At 39.7% G+C, this 17,608-nt stretch carries 18 protein-coding genes; 10 read left to right on the plus strand and 8 right to left on the minus strand.

The genetic code is table 11. From position 1 onward, the window contains the following. The first annotated feature begins 40 nt into the window (after positions 1 to 40). Genes ACMZOO_RS07610 through ACMZOO_RS07630 form a run of 5 tightly spaced genes read left to right on the plus strand, consistent with a single transcriptional unit; the run spans position 41 to position 5,784 of the window. A complete protein-coding gene (locus ACMZOO_RS07610) occupies positions 41 to 658 on the plus strand; it encodes a thiol:disulfide interchange protein DsbA/DsbL (protein ID WP_016956182.1) in 618 nt (205 codons plus the stop codon). Continuing rightward, entirely contained in the window at positions 659 to 2,122 is a 1,464-nt protein-coding gene (locus tag ACMZOO_RS07615; RefSeq protein ID WP_440906088.1) for a TolC family protein, read from the plus strand. Further along, positions 2,112 to 3,950: a GAF domain-containing protein gene (locus ACMZOO_RS07620; protein ID WP_440906089.1), complete on the plus strand. Its 1,839-nt coding sequence runs from the start codon at positions 2,112 to 2,114 to the stop codon at positions 3,948 to 3,950. Before ACMZOO_RS07615 ends, ACMZOO_RS07620 begins: the two co-directional genes overlap by 11 nt. After that, entirely contained in the window at positions 3,947 to 4,612 is a 666-nt protein-coding gene (locus ACMZOO_RS07625; protein WP_440906090.1) for an ABC transporter ATP-binding protein, read from the plus strand. The genes ACMZOO_RS07620 and ACMZOO_RS07625 overlap by 4 nt, the downstream gene beginning before the upstream one ends. After that, positions 4,609 to 5,784, plus strand: a complete 1,176-nt coding sequence (locus tag ACMZOO_RS07630) for an ABC transporter permease (RefSeq protein ID WP_440906091.1) — start codon at positions 4,609 to 4,611, stop codon at positions 5,782 to 5,784. Before ACMZOO_RS07625 ends, ACMZOO_RS07630 begins: the two co-directional genes overlap by 4 nt. Position 5,785: 1 nt before the next feature. Here the strand turns inward: ACMZOO_RS07630 and ACMZOO_RS07635 are convergent, their stop codons facing one another. The 4 genes from ACMZOO_RS07635 to glyQ form a co-directional block, all read right to left on the minus strand. Then, positions 5,786 to 6,250, minus strand: a complete 465-nt coding sequence (locus ACMZOO_RS07635; RefSeq protein WP_440906092.1) for a hypothetical protein — start codon at positions 6,248 to 6,250, stop codon at positions 5,786 to 5,788. Positions 6,251 to 6,521: 271 nt separating this feature from the next. Further along, positions 6,522 to 7,001: a hypothetical protein gene (locus ACMZOO_RS07640; protein WP_440906093.1), complete on the minus strand. Its 480-nt coding sequence runs from the start codon at positions 6,999 to 7,001 to the stop codon at positions 6,522 to 6,524. Between the two features lie 35 nt (positions 7,002 to 7,036). Further along, complete coding sequence (gene glyS / locus ACMZOO_RS07645) at positions 7,037 to 9,106, minus strand: glycine--tRNA ligase subunit beta (protein WP_440906094.1); 2,070 nt, start codon at positions 9,104 to 9,106, stop codon at positions 7,037 to 7,039. Position 9,107: 1 nt separating this feature from the next. Next, on the minus strand, positions 9,108 to 10,010 hold the full coding sequence (glyQ, locus tag ACMZOO_RS07650; protein WP_016956175.1) for a glycine--tRNA ligase subunit alpha: 903 nt from the start codon (positions 10,008 to 10,010) through the stop codon (positions 9,108 to 9,110). 714 nt (positions 10,011 to 10,724) lie between these two features. Here glyQ and ACMZOO_RS07655 point away from each other — a divergent pair. From ACMZOO_RS07655 to ACMZOO_RS07670, 4 genes are all read left to right on the plus strand, one after another. Then, positions 10,725 to 10,967, plus strand: a complete 243-nt coding sequence (locus ACMZOO_RS07655) for a (2Fe-2S)-binding protein (RefSeq protein WP_440906095.1) — start codon at positions 10,725 to 10,727, stop codon at positions 10,965 to 10,967. A 79-nt stretch (positions 10,968 to 11,046) separates the two neighbouring features. Next, complete coding sequence (locus ACMZOO_RS07660) at positions 11,047 to 12,426, plus strand: tetratricopeptide repeat protein (protein WP_440906096.1); 1,380 nt, start codon at positions 11,047 to 11,049, stop codon at positions 12,424 to 12,426. Positions 12,427 to 12,604: 178 nt separating this feature from the next. Beyond that, positions 12,605 to 13,630 carry a hypothetical protein gene (locus tag ACMZOO_RS07665; RefSeq protein WP_440906097.1) on the plus strand — a complete coding sequence of 342 codons (1,026 nt, stop codon included), beginning with the start codon at positions 12,605 to 12,607 and terminating at the stop codon, positions 13,628 to 13,630. Between the two features lie 77 nt (positions 13,631 to 13,707). Next, on the plus strand, positions 13,708 to 14,640 hold the full coding sequence (locus ACMZOO_RS07670) for a hypothetical protein (protein ID WP_440906098.1): 933 nt from the start codon (positions 13,708 to 13,710) through the stop codon (positions 14,638 to 14,640). Here ACMZOO_RS07670 and ACMZOO_RS07675 read toward each other — a convergent pair. The 4 genes from ACMZOO_RS07675 to ACMZOO_RS07690 form a co-directional block, all read right to left on the minus strand. After that, the gene (locus tag ACMZOO_RS07675) at positions 14,637 to 15,035 is read right to left on the minus strand and encodes a DUF2721 domain-containing protein (RefSeq protein WP_440906099.1); all 399 of its coding nucleotides are present in this window, start codon (positions 15,033 to 15,035) and stop codon (positions 14,637 to 14,639) included. The genes ACMZOO_RS07670 and ACMZOO_RS07675 overlap by 4 nt on opposite strands. 137 nt (positions 15,036 to 15,172) lie before the next feature. Next, positions 15,173 to 15,586, minus strand: a complete 414-nt coding sequence (locus ACMZOO_RS07680; protein WP_440906100.1) for a GFA family protein — start codon at positions 15,584 to 15,586, stop codon at positions 15,173 to 15,175. An 86-nt stretch (positions 15,587 to 15,672) separates the two neighbouring features. Continuing rightward, positions 15,673 to 16,107 carry an inner membrane protein YiaA gene (yiaA, locus tag ACMZOO_RS07685; protein WP_440906101.1) on the minus strand — a complete coding sequence of 145 codons (435 nt, stop codon included), beginning with the start codon at positions 16,105 to 16,107 and terminating at the stop codon, positions 15,673 to 15,675. A gap of 126 nt (positions 16,108 to 16,233) precedes the next feature. Continuing rightward, positions 16,234 to 16,965 carry a helix-turn-helix domain-containing protein gene (locus tag ACMZOO_RS07690; protein ID WP_440906102.1) on the minus strand — a complete coding sequence of 244 codons (732 nt, stop codon included), beginning with the start codon at positions 16,963 to 16,965 and terminating at the stop codon, positions 16,234 to 16,236. Between the two features lie 163 nt (positions 16,966 to 17,128). Here ACMZOO_RS07690 and ACMZOO_RS07695 point away from each other — a divergent pair, with 163 nt between their 5' ends. Next, entirely contained in the window at positions 17,129 to 17,530 is a 402-nt protein-coding gene (locus tag ACMZOO_RS07695) for a hypothetical protein (protein WP_440906103.1), read from the plus strand. Positions 17,531 to 17,608: the final 78 nt, after the last annotated feature.

Here is a 17,608-nt window from a genome sequence, read left to right on the forward strand (position 1 = left end):
GCACTACACAAAGTAAGTCGAACCAAATTAGGAATTTATAATGAAAAAACTGACATCTTTATTATTTGCCTTGGCGCTATTACCTTTAGCCGCTTGTGCACAGCAGTTTAAGGAAGGTACTCACTATACAGTTTTAGCCAAAGCGGCAACTGCCAAGCCAGAAGTAAAAGAATTTTTCTCATTCTACTGTCCGCACTGTTACGCATTTGAACCAATTGTCGACAAAATCAAAAAAGATTTACCAGCAGACGCAGAGTTCAAAAAAAGCCATGTCGATTTTATGCCACGCAATAACAAAGATGTAGCCCAAGGTTTAGGCAAAAGCTTAGCCGCGCTTGAATTATTAAAAGCTGAAGATGCAGGTATTGCTGCAATATTTGGCCATTTACACAAAGACAAAAAACGTTTTTCTAGCATGGCTGAAGTACGTGATATTGTGGTTTCAAAAGCAGGTGTAGAGCCAGCTAAATACGATTCAGCTTACAATAGTTTTATGGCATCAGGCCGTGCTAACCAAATGCAGTCAGAGCAAAAAAGTTTCAACATTCGCAGCGTGCCTACTTTTATCGTGAATGGTAAATACCAAATCGAATTAGGTAGTGTTAAATCAGAAGAAGAATACGTAGAGTTGGTGAAGTTTTTACTTGCTAAACAATAAGTGCGTTTTTCACTCTATTCATTAGTCCTTCTTTTCTCAACTAGCTTGGGCGCACAAACGCTCAAGCTCAGTTTGCCTCAAGCAATAGATCTAGCGCTTGAAAATAACATCACACTAAAAAACCAATACCTTAGCCGCATTGCCAACAAACTCGATTTACAATTAGCCGAAGATGAGTTTGCCGTACAATATAATGCTGGTGCTCAGAGCAGATATAACTCAAGTTACAATGAACAAAGATATGATAGTGTGCAAAACACCCTATCAACTGGCGCAAGTTGGCGTAATCAATATGGCGGCGAAGTGAGTTTGTCGCTAAATCAAAACAAATACCAAGCAGAGCAACAAGCTGACCAATACCAAAACTCTATCGGTTTGAGTTATTCACAACCTTTATTAAAAGGTGCAGGTAAAAAAGCCGCAACGGCCAATTTAACTCAAGCCCGCCAACAAGAAATACTCAACCAATTGTCGATGCGACGCAATTTAAGCAACTTAATTAGCCGAGTTATTTTTTCGTACCGCAATTTATTATTAGCGCAACAGAGTTTAAAAATTGTTGAGTTGTCGTTGGCAAGAGCAAACGAAAAAGCCAGTAATAACCAAGCTTTATTAGCCGCTGGGCGTATCTCCAATTCTGTGTTGGTTGAAAGTTTAACCGACCAAGCTAACCAAAAACTGAGCTTTCAGCGCAGCCAATATCAATATGAGCGCAGTAAACTCGACTTTCTGCAATTGCTCAGGTTAGATAAACAAGCGGATGCACGCCTTGAATTAGATGCTGATTTAACCACAGTCGAACCAGCACTTAATTTAGTTGAATTACTCAATTTAGCTTTTGCTAATCGACCAGACTATCAACAAGCCAAAATTGATTTAGAGCTGGCCAAACTAGATTTATATCAAGCAAAAGACCAAGCCGATTGGCGACTTGATTTAGACATGAGCTACAACAAGTTGGTCAGTGGAGAGCGCTTTGAACATTATTCAGGTTTAGACCAAGGTGATTACCAAGTTGCCCTTAAACTCGAAATTCCAATTGATGATATGAGCAGTGACAATCGAGTATACAAAGCACAAATATCTCTTTATCAAAGCGCCAATCAGCTCAAAGAATTAGAGCGTAATATTGAATTAGATGTTGCCGAACAAAAGAAAAAAATAGAAATGAGCTGGCAAGAGTTACTGCTATCTGAACAATATTTAACTTACACTCAATTACAGTTAGAAACAGAACAAGAGAAAGTCCAATCTGGGCTGTCATCCAACTTTCAGTTGGTCAGTTATCAAAATCAGCTAGTTTCAGCCCAACGCGACTATTTATCCGCGAAAATAAACTATCTCAACTTATTAACCGAATTAGATAACTTAGTCGGCCAAGACATTACCAAATGGCAAGTAGATTTAAGCCGCAGCCAAAATGCCAATATAAAACAAATTAGGGATTATAAAATTGCAGATTAATAGCAATCAAAACCACCTAGCAGATTTATTCACCAATACTATGGTGCAAGTATCTGAATATATGAATGCGCAGCGTGCTACTTTGTTTTTAGCCGATGAACAAACTAATGAGTTATGGTCGGGTGTTGCTTCTGGTGCACAAGTGGATGAAATTCGTTTTGCCGATCATTTAGGTATTGCTGGCGAAGTGTTTCAAACTGGCAAAATAATTAATATAAAAGATGCTTACCAAGACAGCAGATTTAATCAGGCGATTGACAAAAAAACTGGTTTTAAAACCAACACAATTTTATGTGCCGCGGTAGTAAACCATCAAAACAAACGCATAGGTGTTATTCAGGTTTTAAACAAAAACAGCGGCACGTTTAATCAAGACGACCAAAAACTGCTAGTCGCGTTAGCCAGCATTGCCGCTGTTGCCATTGAAAATGCGCTGCTGCGCCAAAAGGAACTCAACCTAACGGAACAACTGGCACAAAAACATAAAGAGTTACAACAAGCCTATATCAGTGTTGAAAACGACAATAGCGACTTAAAACAGCAGTCAAAACTCAACCGCATGAGTAAAGGTGCAATTATTTCGCTTGCCACTGTAATAGCCAGTATTGTTGCCATTTTTAGTTATTCATCTGCAAGTATTTCGCTCAGTCAGCATGTGCCTAAACTTAACCAGCCAAAACAAGATAAAGCTCAATTTGTCAGCCTAGAGCATACAACTGTCAGTGACTTTATGTATTTAGATGGCAAAGTTGAACCAAAACAATGGTTAAATATAACAGCGCCGACACAAGCTAAAGTTGACGCTGTGCATTTCACTTTTGGCGACTATGTAAAAAAAGGCCAAGTATTAATTAGTTTGCAAAGTGGTTTGTCTGACCTCGCTTTGCGCCAAGCAACGTCAGATTATTATCAAGCGCTTAAAGCCTACGAACAATTAGCCGATTGGCAAAACAGTTTTGAAGTTAAACAAGCACAGCGCCAAGTTGAACGTGCGCAACAAACCTTAGATAAAACTAAGAGGAACGCACTTCATAATCAAAGTTTGTATGAAAAAGGTATTATTTCGCAGCTGGATGTCGAATTTGGCCAAACTGCCTTACTCAACGCTCAAGACCAATTAGATGCTGCCAACCACCAGCTAAATAAAATAGTCGAACAAGGCAGTGAAATTAAAGTTAATTTAGCCAAACTAACCTTAGACAATGCAACAAAACGCAAAACCCAACTTGAGCAGCAACTCAATCAATCTAAGCTCGTTAGCCCAACTGAAGGGCACATTTTCCCAGCGGATAAAAAGGCCGATGTTAGTTTTCACCCAGGTGCGATATTACAAGCAAATCAGCAACTCTTTACCATAGCGGAAATGACCGGCATTAGTGTGCAAGGCAAAGTAAGCGAAACTGAATTATCAAAAATCAGTTTGGGACAAATAGCCCAAGTGACAATTCCAGCAGCTGATTATTTATCTTTTACCGGGACAATTCGTTATATCAGTTCACGTGCCGAACAATCAGATATGGGCAATAGTTTTGCCATTCGCATTGAAGTTGACAACTTAACTGAACAGCACAAACAAGATATTCGTTTGGGCATGACAGCAGAAAGCGAAATTCTCACTTATCTCAACGAATCCGCAATTGTAGTGCCATTTAGCGCAATAGAATTGGATAAAGGCGACAAAGTGGTTTGGCTTAACCACAATGGCAAGTTAGAACAAAGAGTGATTGAAAGCCGCACTGTGTTGGCCGATGGCCTTGAAGTCATAGATGGTTTATCCGCGGGTGAGCAACTCTTGGTTAATGTTAAAGATAGCCGGACCAGCAAATGATCGAGCTTAAAAACATAACTAAGCACTACCAAATTGGTCCATCCAGTTTAACTGTATTAAACCAGCTAAACTTAAGCATTAAAAAACAAGATATGCTGGCGATTATTGGTGAGTCTGGCAGTGGTAAATCAACCTTGTTAAACATTTTAGGTTTATTAGACCAAAACTATTTAGGCCACTATCAATTAAACGGCCAAATTCTCAAACAGCAGTCTGACCAAGAATTATCCCAGTTACGCAATCAACATATAGGTTTTATCTTCCAATCTTTTAACTTGCTCGAACGTATGTCTGTATTGGACAACATAGTTTTGCCACTAACCTACAGGCGGCAATCGAACAAACAAAACTATGCTGCGGCGACTAAAGCGCTTGAGCAAGTTGGTTTAGCCGACAAAGCGCATGTATCACCTAGCACTTTATCTGGTGGACAAAAGCAGCGTATAGCGATTGCCCGCGCCATTGTCACTCAACCGAGTATTTTATTGGCCGACGAACCAACTGGCGCGTTAGATCCTAAAGTTGCCGCAGGCATAATGCAGCTGTTTAAACAGTTAAATGAAGCTGGCCTAACCATAATTATGATCACTCATGATCACGAACTGGCCAAACATTGTAAACAAACGCAAATACTCAGAGATGGGAGTTTGCATAACTTATGATCTATTTACTAAAACAAGCCTGTAGCAGCTTATGGAGCGAAAAACAGCGCAGCTTAATGGCGATTGTCAGTATTGTATTTGGCGTCGCTGCGTTAATCAGTTTAGTCTCTATCGGGCAAATGGTTGCCAAAGAAGCAAATAAACAATTTGTCGCTTTAGGAACCAATGTAATCACCTTAGGTTTATACGATAACTCACCGCGGCAAGTGCAACTGCTCGATAGCCAACTGACAGCCAATCTTGCTAAGCAATTAGAATGTATCGATTTAGCCGTGCCTTTTTCGTCTGAATCAGCTGTCATTAACAATCAAGGCAACCGAGCTAAACTACTTGGGGTAAACCACAACTTTTTTAATTTAGGTTCGTTTGAACTGCAAGCTGGGCGCTTTTTAAGCCAATTTGATCAAGGCTCTGCTCATGTTGTGTTAGGGGCAAATACAATCCGTGAAATGGGCTTAGATCATATGCAACCCGCAAAATATTGGGTTGGCAAATGGCTAAAAATTCAGAATAAAAAAGCTCTGGTTGTTGGCATACTCGCGCCACATGAACCTATAGCCTCAATTAACTTAGAACCGAACGATGCTATTTTTAGCCCTTATCAATTTGTTCAGCATTTTGAAAAAAATGCGCTCATTTCGACCGTATTGTTACAAGCCAACTCAAGTGTGTCGTTAGAAGCTTGTGTACAGCAGCTTGAAAGCCATTTTGCAATTTATACCCGTAACCTTGATCTTGATATCTCAACACCAGAGCGTTTAATTGCACAAATGCAGCAACAAACTGAATTGCTCGACGTCTTTTTAGCTATAGTTGCCATTATCACTTTGTTGATGGGCGGCGTTGGTATCATGAACATAATGTTAAGCAATGTAGCCAACCGCCAGATGGAAGTGGGTCTATGCCGGGCTTTAGGTGCAACACAAAATGACATACTCAAACAGTTTTTATCTGAAAGTATTTTATTGTCGTTAATTGGTGGCCTAATAGGTTGTATTTTAGGAATTTGGGCCAGCCAAGTAGCCGCGGAATATTATCAGTGGCAGGCGATTTTATCTTGGCAGATTGTTGTGACTGGTATGGTAACTGCGTTATTGGTTGGTGTAGGTTTTGGCATTTTGCCCGCCTATCAAGCGAGCAAAATGGACCCAATTGAAGCTTTAAAGAAGTAGCTTAAATATTAAAACCAGTTAATTTCACATCTATGGTTTTGCCGTCGGCACCAGATATTTCGACCGAAGATTTACAAGTGTCTGAGCTGGTGCGGCTGATGACTTTATTGCGCGCAGTATTAGATTTGTAATGAATTGTAATGTAGCAACTACTCCAATAGGTTGATTCTTTCTTACGCACTGAAAATTTAAAAGAGCGATCAAAAAATGCGTTATCACAACCGTCAGGGCCACAACCTACAGTTACAGTTTCTTTTAAATCATTAAATTTAAATCTGTCGCTCTCATTTACAGATAATTTCTTTTCACGATCGTGATATTTACCTTTTTGAATATTTACAACCACCACTTCACCAGTTTTATTATAAACCTTTAAATGTTGATCAAATTTTACATTGCCTTTATCTGCCATCGCTGGCGCGCTCAATATAAGTGTGAATAAGCCACCTAGTAGAAATTTTTTCATTTTGTTGCCTTCTGAATATTATGTGTAAATAGAGTCTGTTTGTTGGCGGGCATTATAGAAAGAGTCAAACAGCGCTCAAGTCGACATCTTAAAAAGTGAGACATGTGTCGGTATTAATCGAGTCGAACCAAAGGATACTAAATTAGTAAAGTGAACCAATGCACATTAATAACTATGTAGCATCGAAATTCTTGGAGAAGAGTTAAAAACAAATAGGAAAGGCTAGCGCCTAACAGCAACAAACCATTAGGCACTAATTTAGCTTAGTAACTTAGAATTTAGGCACTAATTGTTGGATCAGATTTTCTTCAGGTGCTTGTTCAATCCACACCTTAGGTAAGTTCAAATCGCTAAAGTCGATAAAAAAGTTGTAGTGTGCAGTTACACTCGGGGTAAATTTAAACGGCTCAAACTTAGCATTGCAGTTTGCGCTGGATTTTTTACCTATAATCACTTGCTGATCGGCTTTATCGTAATAACCACAGTTTGCACCTAAGCTCCAATTTTCATCGGCAAACTTAAATTCGTATGGTTGGCCATCAGCGATTAATTCAACTTTAGCTTTGTAAACTTGTCCTTCAACTCGCTCAACTTTGGCATGTTCTTCAATATCCCACCAAGTAAAATTGCCGCGCAAATATAAATATTCGGAGCGGTCATCCACTTTAACCTGATCAGGATATGGGGTAATGCTACAGCTGGCCAATAAAGTGATGCCAGCAACAGCCAAACATTTTGCGATAATATTCATAGTTCTATCCGTTTACCACTGTTATCGTGCTGCAATTATTTTTGCAGCACAGAGATATCAGCAACCTGTAAAAATAAGTCTCTTAGTTGTGACAATAATAACAAACGATTTAATTTAGTTTGTTCATCTTCTGCCATAACCATCACAGAATCGAAAAATGCATCAACAGCTTCACGTAAAGTCGCCAGCGCAGCTAAGGCTTGGCTATATTGACGCTGTGCAAATACAGGTGCCAGTTCTGTTTGTTTGGCAGCAACTAACTTATAAAGTTCCTGCTCTTGGCTTTCAACCAATAATGCAGAGTCGATTTGTGCAGGTAAATCCGCCGGGTTTTTCGCTAAGATATTGCTTACACGTTTATTCGCAGCAGCTAATGCTTCTGCCGCTTCAAGCTGTTTAAATTCAGATACAGCTTTAACTCGTAAATCAAAATCTAACGGCTGAGTTGGACGCTGTTCTAACACAGCTTGAATAATTTCAACTTCATAACCTTGGTCTTGATACCAAGCACGGAAACGACCGAAGATAAATTCAACTACATCATTTTGCGCTGAATCACTAGTTAGTTTGTCACCGTACAAGCTAATCGCATGAGCAGTAATTTCAGCAATATCTAAGTCTAGTTGGTTTTCAACGATAATACGTAATGCACCAATAGCTGCACGACGTAAAGCAAATGGGTCTTTATCACCTTTTGGTAATAAACCTATACCGAAAATACCAGCTAAAGTGTCGAATTTATCACCCAAAGCAACCGCACAACTAACTGGCGCTTTTGGTAACTCATCACCAGCAAAACGTGGTTGGTATTGCTCGTTTAACGCATTAGCAACAGCTGCATCTTCGCCATCATGGTTAGCATAGTGCATACCCATAACACCCTGAACTTCAGGGAATTCCATAACCATATTGGTCATTAAATCGGTTTTAGCTAATAAACCCGCGCGTTCAGCTAGTTTTGCATCGGCACCAATTTTTTCGCCAATAAAGGCTGCAAGCTTAGATATACGCTCAGACTTATCAAACAGCGTACCCAATTTTTGTTGAAAAAGAACGGTTTTTAAGCTGTCTAAACGACTTTCAAGCGATACTTTTTTGTCGGTATTGAAGAAGAATTCGGCATCCGCTAAACGTGGGCGTACAACTTTTTCGTTACCTGCGATAACTTTGCTTGGATCTTTACTTTCAATGTTTGAAATGAAAATAAAGTTATTCATTAAACGACCATCTTTGTTTAATACAGGGAAGTATTTTTGGTCGCCTTTCATTGTATAAATCAAAGCTTCATCAGGCACAGCTAGAAATTTTTCTTCAAAGGATGCAACTAACAATACAGGCCATTCAACCAGACCTGTTACTTCGTCTAGTAAGTCTTCATCGATGTCAGCAACACCGCCTAATTCTGCAGCTTTCGCTTCCACTTGTTGTTTAATTTGTGTTTTACGCGCTTCAAAATCAGCAATTACAAATGCTTTTTCTAATACAGCTTCGTATTCGTCAGCATGGCTAATTTGTACACGGCCTTTAGAGTGGAATCTATGACCTTGTAACTCTAAGCCAGTTTTAACACCTAATAATTCAGCATCAATTGACTGACCACCAAACAAGATAGTCGCAGTGTGTACCGGGCGAATAAATTGCACATCAGAATCACCCCAACGCATTGGTTTAGGGATAGGCAACTTAGCTAAAGCTTTAGCAGCGATATCTGGAATTAACTCAGCAACGGCTTGGCCTTTAACTTCGGCGTTATATACAAGCCAAGCGCCTTTATCAGTTTCTAAACGGCCAGCTTGCTCAAGCTCAATACCATTCCCACGCGCCCAACCTAAAGCAGCTTTGGTTGGGTTGCCGTCTTTATCAAATGCGGCTTGTACAGCAGGGCCACGTTTTTCAACAACTTTGTCTTGTTGTTGGCTCGCCAGTGCCGTTACTTTCACCGCTAAACGACGAGGAGATGCTAACCATTTAACTTGTTCGTAAGCTAAATCCGCACTGTCTAAACCTGCTTGAACATTTTCTGCAAAAGCTTCTGCCAACTTACGTAAAGATTTTGGTGGCAGCTCTTCTGTACCTAATTCGATTAATAAATTTTCAGTTGCCATGTTAAACCTTCTTTAATAATGGGAAGCCTAATTCTTCACGTGCTGCGTAATACGCTTCAGCACATGCTTTTGCCAAAGTACGTACACGTAAAATGTAACGCTGACGCTCGGTTACTGAAATTGCATGGCGTGCATCTAATAAGTTAAATGCGTGTGATGCTTTCATAACCTGCTCGTAAGCTGGCAACGGCAAACCTTTTTCAATTAGCTTGGCACTTTCTTTTTCACATTGGTCGAATTGAGCAAACAATGCATCAACGTCTGCGTGTTCAAAGTTGTAAGCTGATTGCTCAACTTCATTTTGTAAGAACACATCACCGTAGGTCACTGTACCCATAGGGCCATCTGCCCAAACTAGGTCGTAAATGCTGTCGACACCTTGAATGTACATAGCAAGACGTTCTAAACCGTAAGTAATTTCACCCGATACAGGTTTACACTCTAAACCACCTACTTGTTGGAAGTAGGTAAACTGAGTGACTTCCATACCGTTTAACCAAACTTCCCAACCAAGACCCCAAGCACCTAATGTTGGTGATTCCCAGTTGTCTTCAACAAAACGAATATCATGGGTTTGCGTATCAAAACCTAATAGCTCTAATGAACCTAAGTACAATTCTTGAATATTGCTTGGAGATGGTTTCAAAATAACTTGGAACTGGTAGTAGTGCTGCAAGCGATTTGGGTTTTCACCGTAACGGCCATCCGCTGGGCGACGGCACGGTTGCACGTATGCACAGTTATGCGGCTCTGGACCTAATGAGCGTAAGAATGTCATTGGGTGGAATGTACCTGCACCCACTTCCATATCCAAAGGTTGTACTATTACGCAGCCTTGCTGCGCCCAATAATCTTGTAATGCCAGGATTAATCCCTGGAAGGTTTTGATATCGTACTTAGCCATATAGTTTGAATATCTTGTTGTTAGTTAGGGGCAAATTGCCCGAATTTCGCGCGAAAAATGGCGGCAATTATAACTTACCGTAAGCTTGGCAACCAGTGTTTATGTGGATTCATTTTTCGCCGAAACCTGTTCTAGCCATAGAAATCGAAGGTAAATGGAATCGCTTTAGAAAGAACAGCGATAAAAATGCTAGCTAAAAGTCTATTTGCATGCTGCATGGATATTCCGAACAACTCACCAAATGATCAGGGTATTCTTCAAATAAGGTATATGGGGTATTACGAGCAAAATCGCTTTAAACTCATCCCTGAGCCGCTCACACAAGGCTTCCCTTCCTTGTGAAGTTTTGCTCGCAACACACCCACATACCTTATTCACATCTGAGTTGCTGTGAGTTAATGAATTGGGTGTACAGCAAAAAACATAGCGATAAAAATGCCAGATAAAAGTCTATTGGAAAGCTAATTTTCTAAAACTTCAAAAGGCATGGATGCCTTTTGCGAGCGGCCAAGGATTGGCGAAAAGCGTTTTTAGAAAATTATGCTTCCAATAGGCTTGATTGCCACTGGAGTAGCAGCAGTGATTAATCCACTGCTACAAGCATGTACAAAAGTCGCATGGAAATTCCACACAACACACCAATCGCCCTGCAAACAAATGACCCATTTACTGATATAATGGTTGAGTTCACATTAACCAATGCATGTAATTCCAATGAGTTTTATCGTAAAAAATCCGCTCGACAAACTACCCGACATCCTAAAAAAAGATCTCGACAGCAATTTATGCGTCTGTAACGAGGTAAACAAAATGGAAATTATCGAGACCATAGCGGATGGCGCAGACACAGTTGAAGCAGTCAGACGCAAAACTTATGCAACCGATGGTTCAGGCTGCTGCAAACGCGATGTATCTAGGCTGATAGAATGTATACATGAAATAGACCTAGGTTTGTAAAAAAACGTAATTGCCAAACAAGCAAAAATCTCCCATTCTTTGACCGCATAGAGGAAATAAAAACAACAAGGTCAATAGGATGAAACTCAAACACACTATTATCACCGCAGGCGCGAGCATACTTCTCGTGTCAGCATGCTCGTCGACAAAACAACAAACATCCCCTGAATCTTTCACAAACGCACATCTAGCTCAGTACAAATTAAACAAGCCTGAGGCTATTGCAGAATATGAGTTTTCAGCCAAACACGCACAAAAATATACAGATTTGATAACCGAAATTACTGAGCAAGGTAAAAAAGTTAATTGGCCAACACATTACCTAACCAAGCAAGTGGGCAGTGAATTGACCGAAATCCTCGACAAGTATAGTGAGAAAAATCAACAGAAAGAGTTTACCGCCGAGCTGTTAGAATTAACCCCTAGCACGGCTTTCGACCAAGCTTACATCGAACACATTTTAGGTAAGTTGTACGCCCAACAAAGCGACTATCCAACAGCCCTACACTATTTAGAAAAGTCGACTCAAAGTTTTATATTAGGCCAAAAGACCTATGTTGATGTATTAAAAAACATAGCCACTTTATACCTAGCGACGCAAAACTTTGAGCAGGCGCAGCGATATTATTACCAATATATTCGCTATCAAGGCTTTGCCGAGCCAATGGTCTACGATCAATTAGCCTTCATTCATTATCAACAAAATGAATTTATCTTAGCGGCTATGGCCGCACAAAGAGCTATGGAGCCTAAATCGTCAAATAATAGCCAACTCATAATGCAACTGTCAGCTTGGCAACAACTCGGCATGCACTACAACAGCTTGTTAGCAGCTCATCAACAACAAGAGTATGCCCCAAAAAGTGCACTCTACCTTAACAATTTAGCCAACCTGTACGACCTAGTAGACGACTACAGCAACATCATAAAGTATCGATTACTCAGCTATGAATATGGCCAGAGAAAAACTAACGGAAACCAAAAACAATTGTCGACTGCTTATAGTTTCAGTGGACAACACGAGTTGGCGCTCAGTACATTTTTGGAGTGTAAAAAACAAAAGATTTGTAAAGAGAGCAGCAAAAACTCGGCGCACTTGGCATTTTTGCATATGCAGGCCGGAAATATAGCAACGGCAGAACAAGAGTATCAATTGTTATTTGCTACTACTCAGGATTATCAATACCTAAATGATATTGCAGCTATGTACCTGCGATCAGAAAACTTAACCAAAACTAAAGTTATTATTGAGCAAGCATTGCAAAATCCAACCAGTAATGAAACTAAACACTTGAGTTATAAAATATTGGCGCAGCTGCACGCTTTACAAAAAAATTATCAGTCGGCAAATGCCGCTTTACAACAAATACCAACCAGTTCACCTTACTTTGAGCAAACCAAGCACATTGTAGATGGAATAGAAGCAAGCACGATCAAAAAAGAAGGTAACCCAATATAATCAACAGCTTAAATATCATTTTCAGTAAGTAAAAATGGCATTTATATGTGAACCAGTACTCAATTTATTTTAACGTAAAAGTTTTTTCGGAATAAACCACACAGCCCAATCGTTACCTTAGTGAATCTGATGCACAACCACATCAATGTTTAAAAACGAGTTCACTAGGAGAACGATTATGTTTAACTTAAAAAAATCTGCAATCTTAACTATCTGTGCTTTAACTTCTGCAACTGCGGCTGCTAACACTCACATTGATGCTGATGTGCAGTTTGAGCAATCTACCTCTGCTAGCTACTCAGCAAATATGCAAAACTCAGCTGATGCACAAAACTCAGCACAAGCTGAAGCATCAGCAGAACAATCAACTCAAGCTGATGCAAATGTAAACGCCCAAACTGATGCCTCAACAGAACAACAAGTTGAAGGTTCAAATGAAACAGCAGCTGTAAGTGACTCAGAAACTGAAGCTGAAACAGAGACAGAAGCGTCATCTTCTGAATCAAGCGAAACAGCCAGTACCAATAATCAAGCTGAATCGAATACAACAACTGAGTCAAACACTCAAGCAAATACCCAAGGTTCAGTAACAGCCAAAAACGATACAGAAGCAACTGAGCAAGCGGCAAGCGATTCTCAAGCTAAAATCAGCAAACAATTAACCGCAGGTTTAAACAAAAGCTTCGAATATAGCCAAGGTGCGGCAGCCAATATTGCACTAGCAGTTGACGGCAGTGTGCAACAAGCCACTGATATTGCAGGTGAAGTTAACAACAGCGTCAATGCCAGCATTGATGGCGCAGTAAACACAGTAGTTGAAGCACAATTGCTTGAAACTGTCGGTTCAACTGTCAGTAACAGCGTTGAACAAAGTATTGATACAGCGGTAAATGCTAATGTGGTTGGCAGTGTATCAGAAAGCGTTTCAGGCGCTATTGATTCAACAATTAATGGGGCTGTGTCAGGCGTAGTCACTGGTGCAATTGAAAACAGTGTAGATAGTGCATTAACGCAATCACTCGACTTCGACCAACAAATTAGCGATTCAATTAACAACTCAGTTGAATCAACAGCAGAAGCGACTGCCGAGCAATCAGCAGAGCAAAGCGTTGAAAGCGAAATTGCGTCTAACATAGACCAACAAGTCGACAACGCATTAGAGCTAGCGGCTGAAAACAGCTTAAATGCTTTAGCTGACCTATAAGCTCAATTTAATCTCCTCGAGTAGTGGCAAGGACGCCACATTTTCTTTGTTGATAGTTTTTTAGTAGAGGTTTTGTTATGAACACATTCCGCATTAAATCAGCCGTTTTACCAGTAACCTGCGCAATTTTTGCGTTCACATCAAACCATTTAGTTGCTGAAAACCGCGTACAGTTTTCCACCGAAGCGGGTGTTATCCATGACAGCCAATTAACCATTGCCGAGTTAGATGGCACAGCTTCCAACCAAAGTGATCAAGCATTAAGTTTAAAAGCTAAATTAAAAGGTCAATTTGATTTGTCTGAAAGCAGCCAAGTCGCAGCTGGCTTACAATGGAGCAAAAAAGATTACCAATCCACTTCTAGCTACGACACTGAACTTAAACAATTTAACCTAGCTGGAAAATGGTCGTTAGAGGAAATCCGTCTAGGCGCACGCTACGATTTTGCCGATGTCGAACTAGCAGGCAACCCATTGTTAGATATGCAGATGCTGACACTCGACATAGGTTCAATGTTAGGCAAACAAGCCTACTTAAGATTATCCAGCACGTTAAAAAACAAAGATTTTTCAAAATTGAATGAGCGTAATGCAAATTCACTCGCATTTGGTTTAGACGGTTTTTATTTTATTAATTTAAACCATCATTTGGCTTTGAGCTTAAATCAAGAAACTGAAACAGCTAACAATCAAACATTTGATTTTAGCCAAAATAAAATCCGCAGTAGTTATACCTACAAGTTTGCTAGCTTTGGTGAAACTGCACAGCTGCAGTTACATTATCAATGGTTGGGTAAGAATTATGACCACTATCCAATTAATAATGAACAAGGACAAAACATTGCGGTGCGTAACGATCGTAACCAAGCGATTGGTCTTGAATGGCAGCAACCTATCGCTGGCTATTTGACCATTATCAGCAATATTGAATATAAAGATAATCGGTCTAATTTAGCCAGCGCAGATTACTCTGAAACCTTGGCAGAAATGACTATGAGGCTAAGCTTTTAGCCTCGCTTGCTTAAGCTTTCAAGCTGTACGTTTAATGCATAACCACTGATATAAATTTCTACAAAACAAATAATCAAGGAAATAATTAAGGTAACTATGCTTGCAGCAAATAACGCTCCACCAACAAATTGATACTCGGCCATATTACACAACATAGAAATGCAGCAAAGCATAAAAGCAATAACACCCCATAGTTGTTTATGGCGAATCAGTTTGATACGCAAACGCAGATGCTCAATTTGTGCATACATAGAGTCGTCATGCGTTTCTTTGTATTTCTCGTATAAAGAGCGGGTTAACCCTGCTATAACGATAAACCTATTGGTATAAGCGAGCAGCAACAAAGAAATAGCCGGAAAGAGTAAAAGAGGGCTGGTGACATCTATATCTGACATAAGATCATCCTATCTAAAAATGTCTCAATAGGGCTAGTAAAACAACTATAAATACTAGGCACAAGCTCAATCTTATTGCTTTAGTAAATAACTAGTATTCAACTAAATGTATTTGCTCAGATTGAGCTTAGTAGAAACTAAAAATACTTATGAATATCCGGCGGAAAGATATCAAAACTATCCACTTGCTCATTGGGTGAAACCCACTCAGCTTTTGAAGCCACCTGCACATTGGCGATAGGTTCAATGTGGTGTTCTGTGGTCACACAAGCTAAAGCGACACTCATATAGTCACTGCCCGCTCGTGCATAATTCATTAACCTAGAACCACAACAGCTGCAAAAGGCGCGGATGCCATTATCACTTGATGCATATTCAGTTAATAAAGTTTCGCCTTGAATAAACTTAAGACTGCTCTTTTTGGAAATAAGCTGAGTCGCATAATCAGCACCATGCGCACGCCGACACAATGAGCAGTAACAACTCATCGCCACACCTTTATCTGCAGTAAAATCAAATTCAATTTGACCGCATAAACACTTAGCTTTCATCCGTGACTCCTTTCTCGTTAGCAGAAATTACAACTATAGGTAAGTAAATAACAGGGTACAAGTACCCTGCTTAAATCAATGCCACTTTAACTAATTTGCTCAAGTTCAGCGACTTCCTCTTGCAGCAAATTATCTCGAATATTTTTCTGCACTGTCACAGCGGCAAATAAACTCAAAACAAAACTCATGGCGAAAAAGCCTTTTTCACTGAGTGCTAGTGGTGCATTAAACAATCCTATCGTCATTAATAACAGTACTATTGCTACCGAAGCCCAACAGATAATGTTGTACACTTTTGAAACTGGAATGCCTTCTATTCTATCGCGTACTGATTTTTGAACAGACACGAAGGCGAATAATCCGTACAACAAAATAATCAAAAAATAGCCTTTTTCATTTAGCTGTAAATCAGCATTAATTAAACCAATTGAATAACTAACACTGCCCAACAACAAGGCAACAATTGAAGCTAATTTATACGCTGATGTAGGTTTAGTAACTTGAGTAGTTGAATTTGTCATAATTGATATCCTTTAAATTAATTAAACCTCGTTGAGGTGGCTTAAAGGTAATTCAACCAACAAAATAATAAACTAAAATAGCAATAGTTTTGTTTTACACGACTTAAAGTCTACCTTTTTAATACCTTATCGGCGCAGCTTAGCAAATTGAGGTAACTCCCATGGCCGCATTGCCATTAATAGACCTATGTGTTTGCGTTGTGATAAAGGCAATTGCGCATCTTCTTGATTAAGTAACGCCACCTCTTTGGTCACTTGGTTAAGTTTGCGTTGAATGGTCACAATTGAAGCATCCGAATAACTGCCTCGTAGATAAAAACGAAAACAATCTTCACCTTCAAAGTTAGTTTGCATAAATTGAGTTAAAACTTGCTGTTGCATAAAACGCTCTAACGGCCCTTTTTTACGCCAACGAAAATCTTGTGCAATTAACAATTTATATTGGTTGTTTGGCAATAGTTGGATCATTTTCAGCTTGTCTAACTTGGCCATCAATCGAGTACATTCAAATCGGTCGATTTGGTAATGCTCGATAATTTCAGCGTAACTCCAACCATCTCGCACACACACCGCCACAAGCAATAACTTTAAATCATCCACCAATTGTTGCTCTTGCTCTTCGGTTAATTCAGTCAGCTGGTCTTGTTGTTTCTCAGCCAGCAGAAATAGATCGGATAGATTGATGTTCATTACATGGCAAACTTGTTCAAGCCTTTCCAAAGTGAAAGTTTGTGTAGAGAAAACCCGTTTTACATTGGCTTCGCTCATATCCAACTGTTTAGCCAATTCTTTGTAGGTAATTTTATGCTGTTTTAATAAAGCTTTAAGTGTATTGGTGATGTGCTTAATTTGGCTCATTATTATTTATAGTCCCTTAGCTGAGCGATAAGGTATTAAATTAATAGACCAAAAGTAGCTCATTTCTACACATTAAGCAAAGGTGTTTACCATTTTGCTACACAAGACTAATTTCTCTTCGTCGCCACACATATTGTTGGCCAAACCGAAGAGGATTTTCACAATGTTAAAGTTAAACAAATTTATTCAAACAAGCTTAGTTGCAACATCTCTATTATTTGCCGGCCAAGCCGCTGCACTTGGTTCGCAACAAGGCCCGTCACAACATACTAGCCAAGCGAGTAAACACAGTGCACAAGCTGTTGGTCATTCAACTGTCGCTGGCATGCAAGTGGTTAGTGCCGCTGTTGCAGTACCTGTAGTAGCAGTTGGTGCATCTGTTGTTGTGACCGCCATTACCACTGAAGCTGTAGTTAAAGAAATTACCACTGACGTTTCCAAGGCTATGTCGGATGAAATGGGTTTGCATATCAGTGACAAAGTAGTCACTCAACATGGCAAGGTCGCTAAAAATGAGCAGCCACCAGCACCGAAAAAAGCAATGCAACAAACAACAACTAATTAATCCCAGAGCTGAATAAATAGTCACAAGCTGCCCTAGTCGTTTACAGAGCAGCTACAAGCACAAAATCAAAGGAAAAAA

This window comes from Catenovulum sp. SX2, assembly GCF_052056295.1.
In the GTDB taxonomy this organism is placed as follows: domain Bacteria; phylum Pseudomonadota; class Gammaproteobacteria; order Enterobacterales; family Alteromonadaceae; genus Catenovulum.